Raw genomic sequence first — 18778 nt, forward strand, 5'->3', positions numbered from 1 at the left:
TTGCCAAGAAGTATGATTTAAATAAATACAAATCATTACGGATAGTTATCTGCGAAATGGGAATTTGGCATTATCGGAGGAGAAGAATTGAATTCCTGGATTGACCTGTGAAATAAAATATATATAAAATGGAAAAAACTTAATATTTATCGTAGGTTAGGCTTTACTTGCATGTGTAACACTGTTATGTTGATCCTATTATAATCTGTGATTGGTGTTTTTTTTAACATATGCAAATTGTTGATGACAGTATTTGATCGAATTAAAAAAATGTCCAGTGAGGGGAACATGGTTAGTAAAACAGAATCAGCTGTTTGGATCATATATCCTGTCTGTGCTTTGCTGTTGTCCATTGCCGGTTGCTCCGGTGGCGAGTATGTCAGGCATGTGGATCGTTCAGTAACCACTTATCTTGATCATGGTGATTCCGGGTCCAGAAGCTATAAAGACAACAGCGAAAGTACCGTTACCCGATATATCAAGAAAGGTGGCCAGTTGATCAGGATAACTCCTGAAAGAGGGGAGGTTGTTGCCGGTGCGCCGATGGAGGTTCTTGAGCCAATTGATGCTGAACTGAAAGATGCCGTTTCCGTTGCTGAACTTGATCAGTACATTGCAAAATATGCCCCGGCGCCCCAGGCTTTTGTAGCCCTGCAAAGAATTGCCAAGGGTGATATTGATAACAAAAACTGGGAGGCGGCCGCTGGCGTTTTCAAAAAATATCGTGAGTTGTTTCCGGGGAATTCCAGAGACATCAATGATATTATTACAATTCTCGAAGCACCGGAAGATGGTGTTCGTGTGTCAAACCTTGGTTTAGGGGTAAACTCTGCAGAAGGTGAATACAGCCCGGTCCTTTCTTCCGACGGGAAAAAACTCTATTTTGCCAGAGATTGCGGGGTTTGTAATGGTGGAGAAGAGATTTATGTTGCCACTCGTACCTCTGATGGCCGTTGGGGCATGGCCGGCCGTTTCGGGGCCCCGTTATCCACCAAGGGACATGAAGTCCCTCTGGGAGTTTCATCGGATGGTAACCGGCTTGCCATCTACGGGAATTATCCCGGTGCAATGGGACGTGGCGATATCTATTTTATTCAGAAAACCGCAGATGGCTGGTCGGAAGTTGAGCAGTATCCGGCCCCTGTCAACACTGAACATTTTGAAAGCAATGCCATGTACACCGCAGATGGCAAAGCGATGCTCTTCATTTCAGAACGCCCGGGCGGAATCGGTGAATTTCATAAAAAGAACAGCTTTTACCACGGCGGTTACAGCGGGAACACTGATATCTACGTCCAGGTTATGAATCATGACGGGACTTCTGAGATAGTAAATCTTGGCCCGACGATCAATACCCCATACAGTGAGTATTCGCCATTTCTTCACCCTGATGGCAAGACTCTCTATTTCAGTTCCGACGGTCATCCGGGTATCGGTGGTCTTGATGTATTCAAATCCACAAGGTTGAATGACCACTCCTGGACAGAATGGAGTGCCCCGGTCAATCTTGGCAAGGAAATCAACACTACCGGCAATGACTGGGGATATCAGGTTTCAACACCAGGGGATCTGGCGTATTTCGCAATCAGTGGCCGCAATGATGGGCTTGGCGGAAGCGATATTTACGCAATCGGGATGCCGGTGAAAGTTCAGCCCACATCTGTGATTACAGTTTCTGGTACAGTTACTGATCCTGACGGTGATGGTCTTGAGGCTGATATCCGCTGGAGCAACCTTGAAACGCAGGAAGAGATTGGTTATGCCAGCAGTGATCCCTTGAACGGTGAATATGTCATCCATCTGCCTTCCGGTGGTCATTATGGTTATTACGCTGAAAAGGACGGATATATCGGTGAATCCGAAAACTATAACCTGAAAGATGATTTCGTCTATAAAGAGTACATCCTGGACATTGTTCTTTATCCGGTGCCCAAACCGGTAGTTGCCGAGCCTGAACCGGCCGAAGCAGTGGAAATGCCGGAATTGTCGGATCAACCGGTTGGTGAATTCGTTCCTGTTCCAATCAGGATGAACAACATCTTCTTCGAGTTCAACAAGGCAGACCTGCATCAGGAATCAAATATGGAGCTGGATCGCTGGGTGAGATTCCTGAATGACAACCAGATGGTGAAGCTTGAGATCTATGGGCATACTGATAACGTTGGTAGTGATAATTTCAATCTGAAACTTTCCGAAAGAAGAGCCAGGGCAGTTGCCGGTTATCTGGTCGGAAATAATATTGCAGCTGATCGACTGAGTATTTTTGGAATGGGAGAATCAAGTCCTGCCACTACCAATGATACGGATGACGGGCGTCAGCAGAACAGGCGGGTCGAAGTGAAGCTAGTCTACTGAGCAGTTTTCACTTTGAAACGGTGTCAGGATCAGGAGGGCCTTTATGGCCCTCCTTTTTTTTTGCGTTACGGATATTTTTAACCGGAATTCTGGCGCAGGGCTTCGTACAGGACTATTCCACAGGACATAGCGAGGTTAATGCTCCGAATGTTTTTGTTGCTCATGGGAATCGTGCAGGTTCTGTCAGTAAAGGCAGCGAGAATGTCTTCCGGCAATCCTTTGGTTTCTTTGCCGAATACCAGGTAATCTCCTGGTGAAAAGGTGTGCTGTGTATAAGGTGTGGAAACTTTTTTGCTGAGAAAATGGAGCTTATTCAGGTCACACTTGGCAAAAAAAAGATCAAGAGAATCCCAGTGAATAATATTGACGTACTGCCAGTAATCGAGCCCTGCTCTTTTCAGGTGGCGATCATCTGTTTTGAAGCCGAGGGGGTGCACAAGGTGGAGAATAGAGTCCGTAGCCCCGCATAACCTGGCGATACTTCCTGTGTTCTGCGGGATTTCCGGCTCAACGAGGACAATATTGAAAGGTTCGGCAAGCAAGATCGTCTATCAGAGGAGGGACAAAACCTGATCGCTGTTCAACAGCATGGTTTCAACATGAAGCAGGGGGACCGCATTCTCTGTGTAAAGGGCTTCGGTTAATGAAGCGACGTTTTCACTGTGCAGGGTAAATTCATCACCCTGCAGGATTGACCTTGGTCTGAATTTAACGGCGAAAGGATTTTTATAGACCCCTTGATGTTGTAATCGATAATCGAGATGTGGACCTGTCGCGAGCCCGGTCGAACCGACATATCCGATGATCTGTTTCTGTCTGACTCTGCTTCCGACCTTCAAGCCGGCTCTGAAATTGGATAGATGGCCATAATGAGTACGGTAGTTGCCACCATGGGAAAGAACAATCTGCTTTCCGAAACCTCCATTGGTACCTATAAATTCAACCTTGCCGTCGGCGGAAGCCATGACCGGGGTTCCCTTCGGAGCAGCAAGGTCAACTCCCAGATGTTTTTTAATAACTCCGAGGATAGGGTGTAATCGGCGGTTAGAAAATTGTGATGTTATCCTGCCGATCTGAACCGGTGATTTGATGAAAGACGCGCCAAGTTCATTTCCTTCAGGGTCAAAATAGGATTTTCGAGTCCCGTTGTCGTATAGAAATCCCTTGAAAACCTGACCGTCGGCCCTTTCGTAGAGAGCAGCCTGAATTGGCCCGTAGCCGATAAATTCATCGAATTTGTAGTACTCCTCGACTATGAGGCTGAATTTGTCTCCAGAGCGGGTTTCGGTGTTGAAATCAATCTTGGACGCAAAGATGTCCGCAAACGAAAAGACGAGACGTGGATTTTTGATATCGGAAGGAAAAGCGGTGAAAAGCGAGGTGTCGACAATGCCGGAGATTTTAATCGTTCTGCTTTCAATAAGAATTTCATTTTTTTCAGCAGTGTATCCATTCCCGGAAGGTTTGATGGTGTAACTCTCAAGGGGATTGCGCTCGTATATGCATCGCACCATTTGACCGGCGGGATTGAGAATGATGCAATACTCGTCTCCGGGCATCAGGGAGTTAAAACTGATTTTTGATTCCAGGGCCCTGATGATCTGATTTCTGATCAAATGCGGAACATTATTGCGTGAAAATGACTTGGCAAGGGTGTCGCCTTTGGTAATTTTCCCTCGGATTTCACTGTAGCCTTCTTCAATGAAACCTGTGAAATCATCTGCTTCAGAGAAAATGAGAGGGGGGGGTTGTTTTGTTGAAATTGAAGCCTTGGCAGAGCGGAGAGTCTGATCTTTCGGAAAATCGATAATTCCGGAAAATAGCATCATCCCAAGGCAGGTGAAAACCAAAAGGGTGAAAAAGTGATTTGATTTAAGAAACGCTTTCAGTGCCTGCATTTATACCGGGTTCTCTGTTCTGTCTGAAAAAATGAAACATCTCAAAACCTTGAAAATGAAACGTGAACATGCATAAAGAAACGTATTTCCAGCAGCTCGAGGTAAGCGACGGCAAGGAGACTCGGAGTGTCGCAAGCTCCCCTTACCGAAGTCTAACGCTGTTCGCTATCTGTCGCGGGGAGCTTTAATCCTCATTCGCATTGGTTGTCTTTGATGTGATAGTCGCTGACTGCGGGTGGAGTTATCAATCATGCGCGAAACATCATTATAGCAAAAAAAGTATATGTAAATCATTTTTTTCCAGACACGCTGCTAATCACGGCATGATTATGTTTGTTTATTAATATATTTTGCCTGGTTATCCAAGCAAAATCAATATGTTGTGCTCTAATTGATGAAATTGAATCTTGAAAGATTATCTCTTTTGTAATTTACAGATAATGCAGAAGTTCATAGTGTATAAAAACAGAATATGTTTAGAATTGCTGTAATTTGAGTGCTTCTCGGCATGATCCGTTTTTTTTGCTGAAAGCAGGGAGCAGAGAGCTTGGATGAATGTCCGGTAAAGTATGCGGAATGGAATAATTTTGATGAAAATAATCTAGTTATTTTCACAATAAGTTGGTAAAAAAACCCTTTTGTGTTTGCTGTTCAGGAAGTTCAGGGCAACAGGTGATTACCGGATATTCTTGAACATGCATAACAAAACGCATTTCCCGCAGCTCATGGAAGCGACTGCAAGGAGACTCGGAGTGTCGCAAGCTCCACTTACCGGAGTCTCATGCTGTTCGCTATCTGCTGCGGGGTGAGTGAGCGAATCTGATGTAAGTAACCTTCCATACGGAGATTCCCGTGGCTCGAGGTCTACGCTATCTGCCGCGGGGAGCTTCAATTGATACAATACTTCACGGAAATCAAAATGGCTTTGATAGTTCAGAAATTTGGCGGCACTTCGGTTGCGAACCCCGAGAAAATCAGGAATGTGGCAAAAAGAGTTCTTGAAGTGGCGTCTGCCGGCAATCAGATGGTCGTTGTTCTCTCGGCAATGGCCGGAGAGACAAACCGCTTTGTTGATCTTGCCTCCCAGATGCAGAAAATCCCGGATCCCCGTGAGATGGATGTTCTGCTTTCGAGTGGTGAGCAGGTGACCGTTGCCCTTTTTGCCATGGCGATTAAAAATGAAGGGCATGAAGCCATTTCTCTCCTTGGAGACCAGGCCGGTATTCTTACTGATAAGATGCATACCAAGGCCAGAATAAAAAATATCAATTCCGATCTCATTCGGAAACACCTTGATTCCGGTAAGATTGTTGTGGTTGCCGGGTTCCAGGGGGTAACGGAAAACGATGATATCACGACTCTGGGCCGTGGCGGTTCCGACACCACGGCAGTCGCTCTGGCTGCGGCACTCAAAGCAGATCAATGCGAGATCTTTACCGATGTGGAAGGGGTCTATACCGCCGACCCAAATGTCTGCAGTACGGCCAGAAAGATAGACCGGATCAGCTATGAAGAGATGCTTGAACTTGCAAGTCTGGGAGCAAAGGTTCTCGATATCAGGTCTGTGGGACTTGCTAAGAAATTCAAGGTGCCGGTTCATGTCCGGTCAACATTTACTGAAACCGAAGGAACGTGGGTTGTTGAGGAGGATCATAAAATGGAGTCGATGTTGGTTTCCGGTGTTACATACAGCAAGAATGAAGCAAGGATAACTGTTTCAAGGGTTCCTGATACGCCGGGAATCGCTTCCCGACTCTTCACTCCCATTTCCGATGCCGGGATTATTGTGGATATGATCATCCAGAATACCCGGGCCGGGGAACTTACCGATATGACCTTCACCTGCCCCCGGACCGATTATGACCGGGCCATGAAGATTGTTGAAAGTGTCGCCGGTGACATCCATGCCGAGAAGGTGACCGGTTCCAGGGATATCGCGAAAATCTCCGTAGTCGGAGTCGGGATGCGCAACCATTCCGGTATCGCAACCACAATGTTTCATGTCTTGTCCCGTGAAGGGGTCAATATCCTGATGATCAGCACCTCGGAAATAAAAATCTCCTGCGTGATTGAGGAGAAGTATACTGAACTCGCGGTTCGCGCACTCCATGACGCATTCGAGCTTGACAAGGCAAATCAGCCGGTCCAGGAGTAGTCTCTTTTTATGGATAAACTGGTAATTTACGATACCACCCTGCGGGATGGCACCCAGGCTGAGAACTTCAACCTTTCGACTGATGACAAGATCAGGATTACCCTGAAGCTTGACCAGCTGGGACTGGATTTTGTCGAGGGCGGCTGGCCGGGAGCAAACCCCGTCACCACTGAATATTTCCAGCAGATCAAGAACCATCCTCTGAAACACACCAGACTCACTGCTTTCGGCAGCACCAGGAATTTCAAGAATCGCCCGGAGCAGGACCCGAATCTCCAGGCCCTCCTGGAGGCAGGGACACCCGGGATCACGATTTTCGGCAAAACCTGGGATATTCATGTCTTTGATGCTCTGCAGATCAAGCTGGAAGACAATCTGACCATCATTTCCGATTCCCTGCAGTACCTGCGTCCGAAGGTCAAGCATCTCTTTTATGATGCGGAGCACTTTTTTGACGGATTCAAGGGAGACAAAGAGTACGCTCTCGCCACAATCGACCGCGCGGTTGGGGCAGGTGCCGACTGCATCGTTCTCTGTGATACCAACGGAGGGACTTTGCCCATGGAGATCAGCAGGATCATTACCGAGGTCAGGGAGCATTTCAGCGCGTCCGGGCGTAAAGTTGAACTCGGCATTCATTCCCATAACGACGGCGAATCGGCGGTGGCCAACTCTCTGATGGCGGTATCTCTCGGGGCAACACATGTGCAGGGTACCATAAACGGAGTCGGGGAGAGATGCGGCAACGCCAATCTTACCTCGATTATACCGGCCCTCGCCCTGAAAATGGGTTGCAGCTTCAAGGCTGCGGAAAATTTAAGGGAGCTTACGGAAACTTCGAGATTTGTCACTGAGCTTGCCAATCTGCCCCATAATAAATACCAGCCCTATGTCGGCCGTGCGGCATTTGCCCACAAGGGCGGGATTCATGTCAGTGCAGTCAAGAAAAACCCGATGACCTATGAGCATATTGAACCCGAAAAAGTCGGAAACATCAGGCGGATTCTGATTTCCGATCAGTCAGGGCGCAGCAATGTTCTCCATAAGGCGGCCAAATTCGGGATTGATCTCGAAACCAATGATCCGCGGGTGACCGCGATCCTGAGCCAGCTCAAGGATCTTGAGCGCCAGGGATATCAGTACGAGGGCGCTGAAGCTTCTTTTGAAATTCTGATGCGCAAAGCGCTCGGTACCTGCAAAAACTACTTTGATCTGCATGGATTTCGGGTCATCTGTTCAAAACGTGATATCAACACCCTTCCCCAGGATGAGGCCACCATCCGGATCGAGGTGAAAGGTGAAATGGTCCACGCCGCTGCTCTGGGTGAGGGGCCGGTCAATGCACTGGATAATGCGCTCAGGAAGGCATTAAGAAGCTTTTATCCGTCTCTTTCGGACGTGATGCTTACCGATTACAAGGTCCGGGTGCTGGCCAGTGATCATGGAACCGGCGCCAGGGTGCGGGTGCTTATCGAGTCCAGTGATTCCGTGTCTCAATGGGGGACGGTTGGTGTTTCCCATGATATCATCGAAGCCAGTTGGCAGGCTCTGGTCGACAGCATCACCTATAAGTTGATGAAGGATCAGGTTTCGTAACCTCCATTGCATAATGGCTGAGAATGAAAGCATAAAAAACCGGCCAGAGGCCGGTTTTTTTTTATGGTGTCGAGATGGATAAAGCTGAGTTGAGCAGCTCGTCTGCTCATACGAAACTTATACCCGAAGGGTGTAAGAGCGTGAATGATCGATGCCGCTTTCTAATTCTGGTTCTGTCGGCTCTGTTGATTGTGGTTGTTAAAATCCCCGGTGCCGGGGATGCAGCGCTGGTAAGCAATAACAAGTCTGTCTTTGCCGATTTTACTCCCATACGCCTTTCTAATGGCCAATTGGACAGGATGTTCTATGCAGTGGATTTTGCTGCCCGCGAAGTCGCCTCATCTCCCTGCATCAGTCCTCGGGCGGCGATTCTCGGGCTGGAGCCTTTTGACCTGAATCAGGCTGATCGGGATACGCTTTCTTTTATCAGGGGAATCGGACCCAAACTCGCGGCAAGGATCGTTGCCAGGCGCGAATGGGTCGGTGGTTTCAACTCTTATGCGGATCTTCTTGAAGTCAGGGGAGTCGGGTCGACAAAACTGAAGTTCCTGCAGGATGCAACGGTGATCTGCCGGTGACATTAAATGCGGCTGCGCAGCGAGGAATTTCTCCGGACTGGCAGATAAGCCTGTCGGTCTGCTATTTCAACTCCGGCTCAGGAAATAAAGTCGCAGGGTTTCCGAAGCGGTTTTAACCCTAAACTCCTCGATTTTTGTGACAGCTCAATATTTCTGGTAAGGAGGCATGTTGGTTCTTTTTGCCATCTCCCGGACAATGTCGAAATCTTCATTGCGAATCTCCACATAACCGTCGACCAGAGCCCTTTCCAGGACACGGATGACCTGCCCGTCAATTTCCACGGTATCTTGCGGTTTTATGGAGAGGACGGCGTCCTTGAATCTTTTCGCCAGCTTTTCATCAATCTTCTGGGTTACCCCGAAGTTGCAGTATGGAATCGGCTCACTGCGGCCGATGATCTGGAAGTCTTCAGTGTCGATTCGGTTATCTTCGGCCATGATCTCAAGATCGTCAAGGGGGATCGAGCCCGCGTCAAATTTGCCGAACATCACTCCGTAGATGACTTTCTCATGTTTGAAAGATCCACCGGGGATTGTATAGAACGCAAGGTCCTGTTCCGGGTCAATGCCGTTTTTCTGCATCAGATCAACCTGGCTCATGAATCCGGTCGGCGCAAGCATCGGCCCGAAGATCATGGTTTTTCCCTTAAGGTCGGCAATAGTATTGACTCCACTGTCCTTGCGGGACAGGACAATCCCCTGAGAGCGGAAACCGAGCGAGCCCTTCTTTTCCGCAGCAAGGACCTCAACGCCGTGAAAACGGTTCAGGATGATGTAGAGCAGGGAATTGGTGTGGACGAAATCAAGCTTGTCAACCTCTCGCGTGAAATTAATGGTATCAATGGCATGGGTCTCAAATTTTACTCCGAGGAGATCGCCGAGATGTTTCGAAAATGGGATAAACCGGTCCAGGGTTTCCTTTTCGCTGTTGCAGATCATGTACCCGATTTTGTAGACGGGCAGATCTTTGTCCCCGGATTTTTCGGTCGGGGTGCAGGATGACAAAAGGAAGGCCACCGCGATCACGGTGAAAATTTTTCTGGTCATATTCCTGTGCTCTCTATTGGTTTGCGGCTGGCATGTCCTGACCGGCCTCGATTGATTTTATCGCCTCATCAAGCTGCTGGCGGTCGTGATCATCTGCGTTGCCGCCAACCTTCTTCAGACCGGTACGATACATTGCCAGGGCTTCTTCAGGTCGGCCATCTGCAAGGAGGGCCTTGCCGTAATGGAGAAAAAGGATTCCACGATCCGGGGCAGCTGCGACAGCTTTTTGAGCATATTCAAGGGCTTCACTCACTTTCTGCTGTTTGAGCTTGAGGAGCGTGAATCCTTCGAGGATTCTGGAATCACCGGGAGCTATGGCTGTCGCACGTTGCAGCTCCTGCTCGGCCTCGTCCAGTTTGCTCTGTCGGATCAGGACCAGTGCCAGTTTGGTTCTGGTGTCGAAATCACGAGGTTTGAACTCAAGGAGTATCTTGTATTCAACTTCCGCGACACTGTCAGGCATATGCCCTTTTTCCACATGGGCGCAGGCTTCTCCCGTATATAGAAAAAGAGCGGTAAAAAGAATCGCCGCGCTGCGGATTGTTGTTGTCCCGGTCATCAAGGTGAAGGGTCCTAAATGAACTTTCTGGCTTTGAGAAAGTCTTTGGCCACGTTTTTCGGCTTTTCTCCGGAGCTGACCTTGTCGGTGATCTCGGCAAAGGTCTGGTCGTTGATCGCGCCGCTCAGTTTATTGAGAATTCTTGGCAGGAGAGGGAAATTTGTCAGCACATCCCGCCGGATGATCGGCGCGTTTACCGCCGGTGAATTCTCACTTTTGGTATTTCTGAAGCCGAATGGGTTCAGCCAGATGATGTCCATCTCTTTTTCATAAAGATTCTTGGCGCTGGCATACTCCTGATCAAGATCCGGTAACCGTTCCCGGTTCATGATCTTCATCGCGTCAGCGGTATCCTCAACGATGATATCGACTCTCTCATTTTCATCGTGGGCTTTTAGCGCCTTGTAGAGCCCGTCAAGATTGTCGAAGTACCGGACCTTTACGTTGGTCCCGGTCCTTTCATTGATGAGAGTGACAAGCATTTCCGCCATCACTTTGTCGGCATTGTTTTCCAGCGCACCGATGTAAAGAATTCGGCCCACACAGGCCTGGCTGGCACCGGAAAAAACAACAGTCAGGAGAATGGTCGCGATAATCGTTCTGATAAATCCGTGAAGCATTTTGTTACCTCTTTTTTGTACATGAACAGTGAACGCATTCCTCGCAGCAGGTCACGGGGAGATTGTTGCTGTTTCTTCCATATCACACAGTCACACGGAAGCATTTTAACTGTCGGGCCGGATATCCGGTCGATTTAGGAAACGGGTAATTTACCAGTTTCCGAGTCAAGTATAAAGCGTATTTGCACCCTTCGGGTATAAGTTTCGAATGAGCAGACGAGCTGCTCGCCTTAAGCTTTATAAATTCGTCTTTGGTTTCTGCACTGTGCAGCATGTACCGGAACGGGAAAACGGGCAGCTGATCGGTTTATTCCGTTGCAAACGTTGGGCAAAAAATACTTTCGCCACATTCACAATTCGGTCGGTGAGGAAGGAGGCTTCACCGATATGTCGGCTCGGGTCTATGGTTTCCCTGACCGTTTCCGGGTCAAAATTGTCAGTGATCATCGGATGTTCCGCCAGCAGATCTCCAAGGGGTCTGCCGCTGCCGTGGGCTGCCATGGACAGTTCATAGATCAGCTGGTGGGCCGCCTGTTTGCCGATTCTGTTTCCGACTAAGAACATTAAGGCTTCGGTGGAGACAAGGCAAGCTGAGGAGTCTAGGTTTTGGCGTATTCTTTCCGGATGAATGATCAGCCCCCGGAGAATGGTTTTCATCAGGTGTAACGAACCACAGGTGTAGGAACAGGCATCGACCAGGCCGGCCCATTCCATTCTGACGGCCCGGTAATCCCGCTCATGTTCATTGATCAGTCCTTCAAAACCGAGCAGTGCCGAAGATTTGACCAGTCGCGCCAGCACCACGACCTGTTCGCAGAGTTCAGGGTTTCTTTTATGGGGCATGGTTGTGCTGCCGATTTTACCCATATGAAAAGGCTCTTCAAGTTCTCCGGTTTCGTTGCGGGACAACTGGCAGATTTCGTTGGCGATCTTGGCCATGGTGCCGGTCAGAAGGGCCATGCAGGATGTGAATTCGGCTATCCGGTCCCTGGCGGAATGCCAGGCGGTCAGGGGAGTGTCCAGGCCGAGTCGGCGGGAAAACTCTTCAATCAACTCCTGTCCGCGTCCTGCAAAGGCGGCCATGGTTCCCACTCCGCCGAACAACTGACTGACCAGGAGCCGGCTCCGGCATTCGTCAAGCCTCCGGCAGTTTCTCAGCATCTCGTCCAGCCAGACCGCGAATTTCAGCCCGAGGGTGGTGGGCAGGGCCGGCTGGCAGTGGGTGCGTCCGATAGTCACCAGGTCTCGGTGTTTCTCGGCCAGATTGCAGAGTTCCTGGAGAATATCCCGCAGATCAGCATCGATAATGGCTACGATGTCGCGGAGTTCCAGGGATTGGGCGGTATCCTGAATGTCCTGGGTGGTGGCGCCGAAGTGAATGTACCGTGCGGCATCCGGTCCAGCGGCCCTCTGCCAGGAGTTCAGGAGTGGGATCAGTGAGTGCCCGGTTTCGATGATATCTTTTCTGATCTCTTCGATATCAAAAAGTTCAAGGCGAGCGGTTTCGACAAGTTTGCGTGCCGCCTCGTCGGGAATGATCTTGAGTGCGGCCTGACTCTGAACCAGAGCAGATTCCACATCAAGCCAGCGCTGCATCCTCCGCAGGTCGCAGAACACCATTCCGGCTTCGTTGGTAGTATAGCCGTTCCCGTAAAACCGTGAATCGGTAATATGGCTTCTTGGGGTCTGAAAAGAGTCCATTAGAGTTCCCGCGGGTCTTTCTGCCGCAAGCGTTCAACTTCCAGAAGTAGCTCGTCAATCATGGCCGCCGCCTCTCCGGTATATGTTTCAGGATGATCCAGGCGGGCAAGATCTTCGTGGTTTAACAGCTGCGATATTTCCTTGTCTGCTTCGATGCAGGCCTTCAGGGTTGACCCGGACGAACGGGCGAGGCCGGTCAGTCTCCGCACCGCTTCATGGGCGGTGGCTTTACCCATGGATTCTCCCAGTCTGAACAGCAGCCACTCGGACATGATCACATCGCCATGGAGCTTCAGGTTTGCCGCCATCCGTTCAGTGTCGACTTCAAGTCCTGAGATGACCTGATTAATATAATGAAGGGTGGTTCCAGTGTAAATAGAGATCTGAGGGACTGCAAGCCATTCAGACCAGAGGGCCCTGGTGTCCCGCTCATGTTCGTGGACCATCGCTTCGGTCACCGTCAGGTTCAGCGCTCTGATATGCCGGGCCATGACCGATATTCTCTGGCAGAGAACCGGATTTCTTTTATGGGGCATGGTGCTGCTCGATGCAGCGGTGCCAAGGGCTGGTTCGTTCAGCTCGCCGGTTTCGGTTTTTGCAAGGGCGAACACTTCTCCGGCTATCCGTTCGCAGGAACTGGCAACCATAGCCATGAAAGAAGCTGCTTCGGCAATATTGTCCCGAGCGGTGTGCCAGCCGATGGTCGGGCTGTGCAGTCCGAGTTCGGCAAGGGTAAGGCGGCTTACCTCCCGACCGTTAGGGCCGAGGGCGGCCATGGTTCCGACAGCGCCGCTCAACTGACCGGTCATAATCCTGGGATAGATGTTTTTGCTCCGTTCGAGATGGCGTCTGATTTCGGCGAGCCAGGAGGCGGTTTTCAGGCCGAAGGTGATCGGCAGTGCTTGTTGTCCGTGACTGCGGCCGATCATCGGTGTTGCGCGGTGTTTTATGGTGAGTGTGGTCAGCGCCGATTCTAGTGCTCGTAAATCACGGTAGAGGATCCTGAAGACATCGCGGATTTCCAGAACCTGCGAGGTGTCAAGAATGTCCTGGGTGGTGGCTCCGTAATGCACGAATTCGCCGTGTTCGGTCGGGCAGGCTTGCCGCAGGGCCTTGATCAGGGGAATGAGCGAGTTCCTGCTTTTGCCATATTCCTCACGCAGGACATTGACATCGATAGAGTCCATGCGGGCTGTCGCGTCAATTGATTCGGCTGCAGGGGCAGGAATGATCCCGAGTCGTCCCTGCACCCTGGCGAGGGCCCTTTCAATTTCCAGCCAACGCTCGAACCGGATCCTTTCCGAAAAGAGTGAAACCATTTCCTGGGTGGAGTACAGGTTGGTCTGGATCTGGTAATCAAAAGGATGTGATGGCATGTTGTTCCTCGATGTGATCCCGAAATGTTAGTGAAGCCGCCCGTAGGGTCTGGTGTCCGGAAGATCCTCTCTTTCGTCGCAGATACCCAGGGCCGCTTCAACCGGGATCACACCAAGGCTTGTGCTACGTTCCATAACCTGCTTCACCATCTCTTTCATTCTCAGTTTGACATGGTCCAGGACGTCTTGCGGTTTCGGGTGTTCGTCAGGGCCGTACAGACCCTCCATGGACAGGGAGCCGCCGGAACCGGCCACAAAATCGGGCAGGGCAGGGACCGCGTTCTCATAAAGAACATGGGCGCCGATCTCGGTAATCGCAAGATTGGCGCCGGGAACAACCGCATTGACCTTGAGCTTGCTGGCGACTTCGGCGGTTACCGTATTTTCTATGGCGGCAGGAACAAGGATATCACAGGTGCAACCGGTTATGTCGTTACGATCCGACACTCTGGTCGAGGTGGGATCGGTTGGATCCGGCAGCAGGGTGCCCCTATGAGCCAGGAGTTCAGCAGCATTCAGCCCTTTATCCGTCAAGGCGGTGAGGCAGCGGTTCTGGTCGGAAATTGCCCGGATGACCACACCGGCTTCATTCAGTCCGTAAATTGCCGCCTTGGCAAGATTGCCGAACCCCTGAATGGCAACGGTTGCCCCTCTCGCTTCAATGCCGAGGTGTTCGAGCATCCCGAGAACAGCTGAAGAAACTCCGTAGCCGGCTCTGAGTTGGCCAAGGGTGAAGCGGTCGATTTTTCGGTTGAGGATTTCAGAGCGTTCCAGAAAATATTCAGAGGTCCATCCCTGGCAGCCGGCAATGGCAATCTTTACGGAAGGGATCCCGATGGCGGCGGCGGCAACTTCAAGTTCCGCCATATCGATATTCAGGTCTGGCCCCATGGAGTAGTTGGAGCGGATATATGGTGCGATGGCCCCCAGAAATCTTTTCACTGCATCGGCCTTGCCGGGAGAATCCGGGGGGTAATCAATCCCGCATTTGGCGCCATCAACCCGTAAACCGGCAATCTTCATTTTTTTAGTCATGTTGCGGGCCATGGCCACAAGATGATCGCGGGTAAGACCTTGCTGCACCCTCATGCCGCCTGCACAGAGGCGGTGTACAAAACGGTCAATGACCAGCCAGCCCTCAAAACCCTCAAGCGGATCTCGGTAATCAAAGATCATGGCCGGTTCGTATGTGGTCTGCTTGCCCATCAGTCTGTATTTTCCCGGTTTGTTGTATTCATGGTAGTGGTGAATTTACTGATGGAAAATGGAGTGAATATGGCCTGGCCGAGTTTTTCATCACGTTTCCGGTCAAAGATTGTCTTCCCGATTTCTGCAGACGATTCTTCACCCCAGTAATTCCCCGTTACGTCAAGATCCCAGAATTGTTTTTCTCCAAGGTTCAGATTGTATCCGGTGTTCTTGTAAATATTGTTGCCGACTATTTTCAGGCGGCCGGTATTCCAGGGAACACCGCTACGGTCAGGGGCAAAGAAATCGGTAATGTTCTGCCCTGACGGGACCAGAAAGATGCCGATCCGGTTGCTGGTGATCTCGTTATTTTTGATCAGGGCAGGACCTTCCATTCTGGTGAACCTGATTCCTATATCGTTTCCGGTGAATAGGCTGTGTTCAATTGACAGATCCGCACGGCCGAAACGAAGTCCCTCGTGATTGTCCTTGAATATTGAGTGTATAACAGATGCGGTCGAGAATTGCACCTGCAGGCCGGTATGCGCATGGCTGAAGACACAGTGGCTTATCCGGTTTTGACTGCCGGAGGTGAAAAGCAGCACATAGGACCAGTCCTTGGTTCCGGGGGATTTTTCCGCAGACCTGAAGACGATCTTCTTATCAGGAAGGCCCTCGGCGAACAGGCCACCCAGCACCCGTATTTCCGAGTCACCGACTCCGTCGTTGTCGCTGTCTACCTTGCGGAAACTGATGGTTGTTCCCGGCTTTATGGTCAGGATGGCCTCTCTGGCGACGACCACAACCCCTTCAATAACAATGTCATTTTCCCAGGTGGTGTTGGTGCTGATCACCTGGTTGCCGAGTTCAAGAGGCCCGGCCAGGGCATGAGGAGTTGTGATGGTTGGGAGCACCAGGGAAAAAAGCAGGGTATGCCAATATAGTTTATGTCTGTTCAGATCTGACCCCTCAATTTTGCGCTTTCCAAACATCACAAATCCTTCAGCCTTTTCGCAAGACCGGAATAGGGCATGATCGGTTTTACCGTGATCTTTATTCCGCTTTTTGTTTCTCCGGGATTTACTGTGATGCTGTGATTCTGGTTCCCTTCGTACAGTCCGTATTTTTCGAGCCTTCCCGGTGCCTCGCCTACTTTTTCTCGGGCGACGAGATAGTAGGTGCCGCCGGTATCAATCTCAATTTGGAATTTGCCGTCCTTGTCGGTCCGTGACATATAGTGTGAGATCAGCCGCAAAATGTGCATCTGGAATAGATCAAGCCCGTTGGCGGGATAGGCGGTGACGACCAGGTCGGACCCCACGGAGCCGTCCGCATCTTGAACTGTTCCGAAAAGTGTGGCCGGATTTCCTGTAGACGGAATCAGAATCCCTTCCGGCTCTATATCTTTGAGTGAGGCTTCACGTCTGGTGTCGTGTCGGCGGCCTTGAGGATTGATTGCATCTTCATCAAGAAAAGCATGCAGGTCGTCACGCGGATAACACTCCACCTCAACTTTACAGTATTGATCCGGTAAAACCTCTAACGGATTTGCTGAAGGGTAGCAGAAAAGGTCGCCCTGCATCACCGGGCCGATCCCCCGGTCATTCTGTTTTTTTCTGGCTATCAGGACATAACTGCCTGGTTCAAGGTCGAATCGGAACCCGTGCTTCCCATCCACGGTATTTGTTAATAGACCCATGCCGCGGAATTTGCCGTCCTGCTGACGATAGATGGTGACTACACCACGATCAAGAGGCTCCCCCTTAAAGGTGATACGACCCTCAACTCCCTGACCATCGGCAGTACGGCAGACCGGATCGTGAGCTTCAACCATGAAAAAGGGCAGCCAGAGGTACCCGTCGGTGACCGTGATCGGATTGATGCCGTGATAGGAGTAAAGCTTTCTGCCGTTTTCAACACCTTCGGCAAAGAGATAGTAACGTCCCGGTGGGAGATTGAGTTTGTACTGCCCTTCTTTTTCACCTTTCTCGGCTTCAATTGCACCACTCCCGGCGGTTAGTGAATCGTAGTCGCGATAAGCTTTTAATGTGCTACCGATAACCGGGCCGCGCCTTGAGAGGATAACCCCCTCAACGGTTCCGGCGCAGACAACGGAGGTGTTTTCTGAGAAAATCAGCACAAGAATGAGTAGCAGGAAGTGTCTCCGGTTGAGGTGCCGGTTTGTTGCTGGAATTCGCCACATCGAGGAAATAAGAACGGCCTGAATGAATTGTTTTGCAGAATGCAGCACGGTTATGTCTGATTTAAGATGGTTCACAGGTTCAAGCGGTCAATGTTGTTTCAGGAGATGATTTGAATGGGGATCTCTTCACGAATATCACCTTCTGAAAAAGCCCTTAAAATCGGGCGCTCAGGGTCAACCATCGAAATGATGAACATCAGAAGCCTGCTGCCTTTACCGAGAATGGTGTCGAGCTTTGTCGGAGTGTCTCTCGTTTTATCGTGTTCCCAGGCAACCCGGTGCATATGGTAGGTGCCGAGCAGAATGCAATCAAGTTCCCGCAGTTTGCGGGTGCAACTCATTAACTCCCCAGGGTCGGCGACCCAGCCTCTCTTTTCAAGTGGGGTCTCAGACGGAATGGCATGTTCTGCCATAATGCCGTCCATAAAATCACACTGATCGCTGTCTGTACGGACATTTTTCAAAAGGGGCAGACAGGCTCTAATCTCATATCCCCGGTCGTTTCTGATCCCCCCGATCAGGCCGAAGGCTTTTGCTTCACGGATTTCGTTTTCCAGATACTCACCGGAAAGTTTTCTAAAGCAATGAGTAACCATAGCCAGATAAATGTGTTTCGGCATGAGAATGGAGCGTCCGGTGAAACTGTCTTTTTCCATAATCTAAACGGCCTGTGATAAAGGCAGGGACGGAATGTTGATAAAATTAAATAAAATCAACTATATATTTTACTATAAATTCATCATTGGTTCCAGTAGATATTGAAAGGAAAGGTAAGATCATCTATCAATATGTTGTTTTGCAAGAATATAGCTAAAATTGACCTGTTTTGTCAGTGCTTGCTCCTGGCAAACGTTATCAGGAGAAACTGGAGTGGTATCGAGGTAATTATTGCATAAATTAATCATTTTATTTAATAGATCGCTTGATGTGGGAATATGTATACGGTTAAAAATATTGAGAAAAAAAACGAGATAAAACCTGTCTGTTTCATGGCAAAGATGTTGACCCTTTTGTAGCTAGTATGCTATACTGTCTTTGATATTAGGTGGAATAAAGGGGGAAAATATTTCGCTTGAAACACAATTCTTTAATAAAATCAGTGTATTACGCAAGCGCTTAACCATGTTGAGGCATTGCGTATTTTTACGTTGTTTATGTTGGTTGCTTGGTTAAGAAAATTTTTTTTAGATTTTCTTTACATTATATATAGGGGATTCAGGTTTTAAATTTTCGCACCTTCTTCAGGCGTGGAAAGAGAATAAATTAGAATAGGGGGATTTACGATGAAGAGACTGGCACTAATCGTTGGACTTATGCTTTTGGCCGTGGGGGGAACATCGGTCGACAGCAAGGCCTACTTTCTTGATTCGCCACACAACGGATCAAACGGCATTGAGTGTAATTACTGTCACACTACATATTTTCAGTCAGGTGGTGACAATTCTATTGTTTGTTTGCAATGCCACGGTACAGCGACAGACATTCTCCCCCTCATACCTTAT

Annotated in this window: 15 protein-coding genes; 4 read left to right on the plus strand and 11 right to left on the minus strand. The window is 49.6% G+C overall.

All coding sequences use genetic code 11. The annotated features are described in order from the left end of the window. The first annotated feature begins 288 nt into the window (after positions 1-288). Positions 289-2355: an OmpA family protein gene (locus KKG35_09780; protein ID MBU1738417.1), complete on the plus strand. Its 2067-nt coding sequence runs from the start codon at positions 289-291 to the stop codon at positions 2353-2355. 77 nt (positions 2356-2432) lie between these two features. Here the strand turns inward: KKG35_09780 and KKG35_09785 are convergent, their stop codons facing one another. Together KKG35_09785 and KKG35_09790 are read right to left on the minus strand one after the other, a co-directional pair. Beyond that, complete coding sequence (locus KKG35_09785; GenBank protein ID MBU1738418.1) at positions 2433-2900, minus strand: tRNA (cytidine(34)-2'-O)-methyltransferase; 468 nt, start codon at positions 2898-2900, stop codon at positions 2433-2435. Positions 2901-2906: 6 nt separating this feature from the next. Next, positions 2907-3971, minus strand: coding sequence for a M23 family metallopeptidase (locus tag KKG35_09790; protein ID MBU1738419.1), 1065 nt, complete (start codon positions 3969-3971; stop codon positions 2907-2909). Between the two features lie 1201 nt (positions 3972-5172). Between KKG35_09790 and KKG35_09795 the strand changes: the two genes are divergently transcribed. The 3 genes from KKG35_09795 to KKG35_09805 all read left to right on the plus strand — a co-directional run bounded on the left by KKG35_09795 (position 5173) and on the right by KKG35_09805 (position 8582). Next, positions 5173-6408, plus strand: coding sequence for an aspartate kinase (locus KKG35_09795; protein MBU1738420.1), 1236 nt, complete (start codon positions 5173-5175; stop codon positions 6406-6408). 9 nt (positions 6409-6417) lie between these two features. After that, positions 6418-8004 carry a citramalate synthase gene (cimA, locus tag KKG35_09800; protein MBU1738421.1) on the plus strand — a complete coding sequence of 529 codons (1587 nt, stop codon included), beginning with the start codon at positions 6418-6420 and terminating at the stop codon, positions 8002-8004. A 140-nt stretch (positions 8005-8144) separates the two neighbouring features. Beyond that, the gene (locus KKG35_09805; GenBank protein ID MBU1738422.1) at positions 8145-8582 is read left to right on the plus strand and encodes a helix-hairpin-helix domain-containing protein; all 438 of its coding nucleotides are present in this window, start codon (positions 8145-8147) and stop codon (positions 8580-8582) included. 144 nt (positions 8583-8726) lie between these two features. Here KKG35_09805 and KKG35_09810 read toward each other — a convergent pair whose 3' ends face one another. The 9 genes from KKG35_09810 to KKG35_09850 all read right to left on the minus strand — a co-directional run bounded on the left by KKG35_09810 (position 8727) and on the right by KKG35_09850 (position 17932). Then, the gene (locus KKG35_09810; GenBank protein ID MBU1738423.1) at positions 8727-9629 is read right to left on the minus strand and encodes a phosphate/phosphite/phosphonate ABC transporter substrate-binding protein; all 903 of its coding nucleotides are present in this window, start codon (positions 9627-9629) and stop codon (positions 8727-8729) included. A 13-nt stretch (positions 9630-9642) separates the two neighbouring features. Next, entirely contained in the window at positions 9643-10188 is a 546-nt protein-coding gene (locus KKG35_09815; GenBank protein ID MBU1738424.1) for a tetratricopeptide repeat protein, read from the minus strand. A gap of 14 nt (positions 10189-10202) precedes the next feature. Next, positions 10203-10808 (minus strand): hypothetical protein, encoded by a 606-nt coding sequence (locus tag KKG35_09820; protein ID MBU1738425.1) that lies wholly within the window; start codon positions 10806-10808, stop codon positions 10203-10205. Between the two features lie 237 nt (positions 10809-11045). Next, positions 11046-12509: an adenylosuccinate lyase family protein gene (locus KKG35_09825; GenBank protein ID MBU1738426.1), complete on the minus strand. Its 1464-nt coding sequence runs from the start codon at positions 12507-12509 to the stop codon at positions 11046-11048. After that, entirely contained in the window at positions 12509-13885 is a 1377-nt protein-coding gene (locus KKG35_09830) for an adenylosuccinate lyase family protein (protein MBU1738427.1), read from the minus strand. The genes KKG35_09825 and KKG35_09830 overlap by 1 nt, the downstream gene beginning before the upstream one ends. A 27-nt stretch (positions 13886-13912) precedes the next feature. Further along, positions 13913-15091, minus strand: coding sequence for a Glu/Leu/Phe/Val dehydrogenase (locus KKG35_09835; GenBank protein ID MBU1738428.1), 1179 nt, complete (start codon positions 15089-15091; stop codon positions 13913-13915). Continuing rightward, positions 15091-16065, minus strand: coding sequence for a right-handed parallel beta-helix repeat-containing protein (locus tag KKG35_09840; protein ID MBU1738429.1), 975 nt, complete (start codon positions 16063-16065; stop codon positions 15091-15093). The genes KKG35_09835 and KKG35_09840 overlap by 1 nt, the downstream gene beginning before the upstream one ends. Then, positions 16065-17213, minus strand: a complete 1149-nt coding sequence (locus KKG35_09845; protein MBU1738430.1) for a carboxypeptidase-like regulatory domain-containing protein — start codon at positions 17211-17213, stop codon at positions 16065-16067. The genes KKG35_09840 and KKG35_09845 overlap by 1 nt, the downstream gene beginning before the upstream one ends. Positions 17214-17374: 161 nt before the next feature. Then, on the minus strand, positions 17375-17932 hold the full coding sequence (locus KKG35_09850; protein ID MBU1738431.1) for a hypothetical protein: 558 nt from the start codon (positions 17930-17932) through the stop codon (positions 17375-17377). Between the last annotated feature and the right edge of the window lie 846 nt (positions 17933-18778).

Source organism: Pseudomonadota bacterium, assembly GCA_018823285.1.
Lineage (GTDB): Bacteria > Desulfobacterota > Desulfobulbia > Desulfobulbales > JAGXFP01 > JAHJIQ01.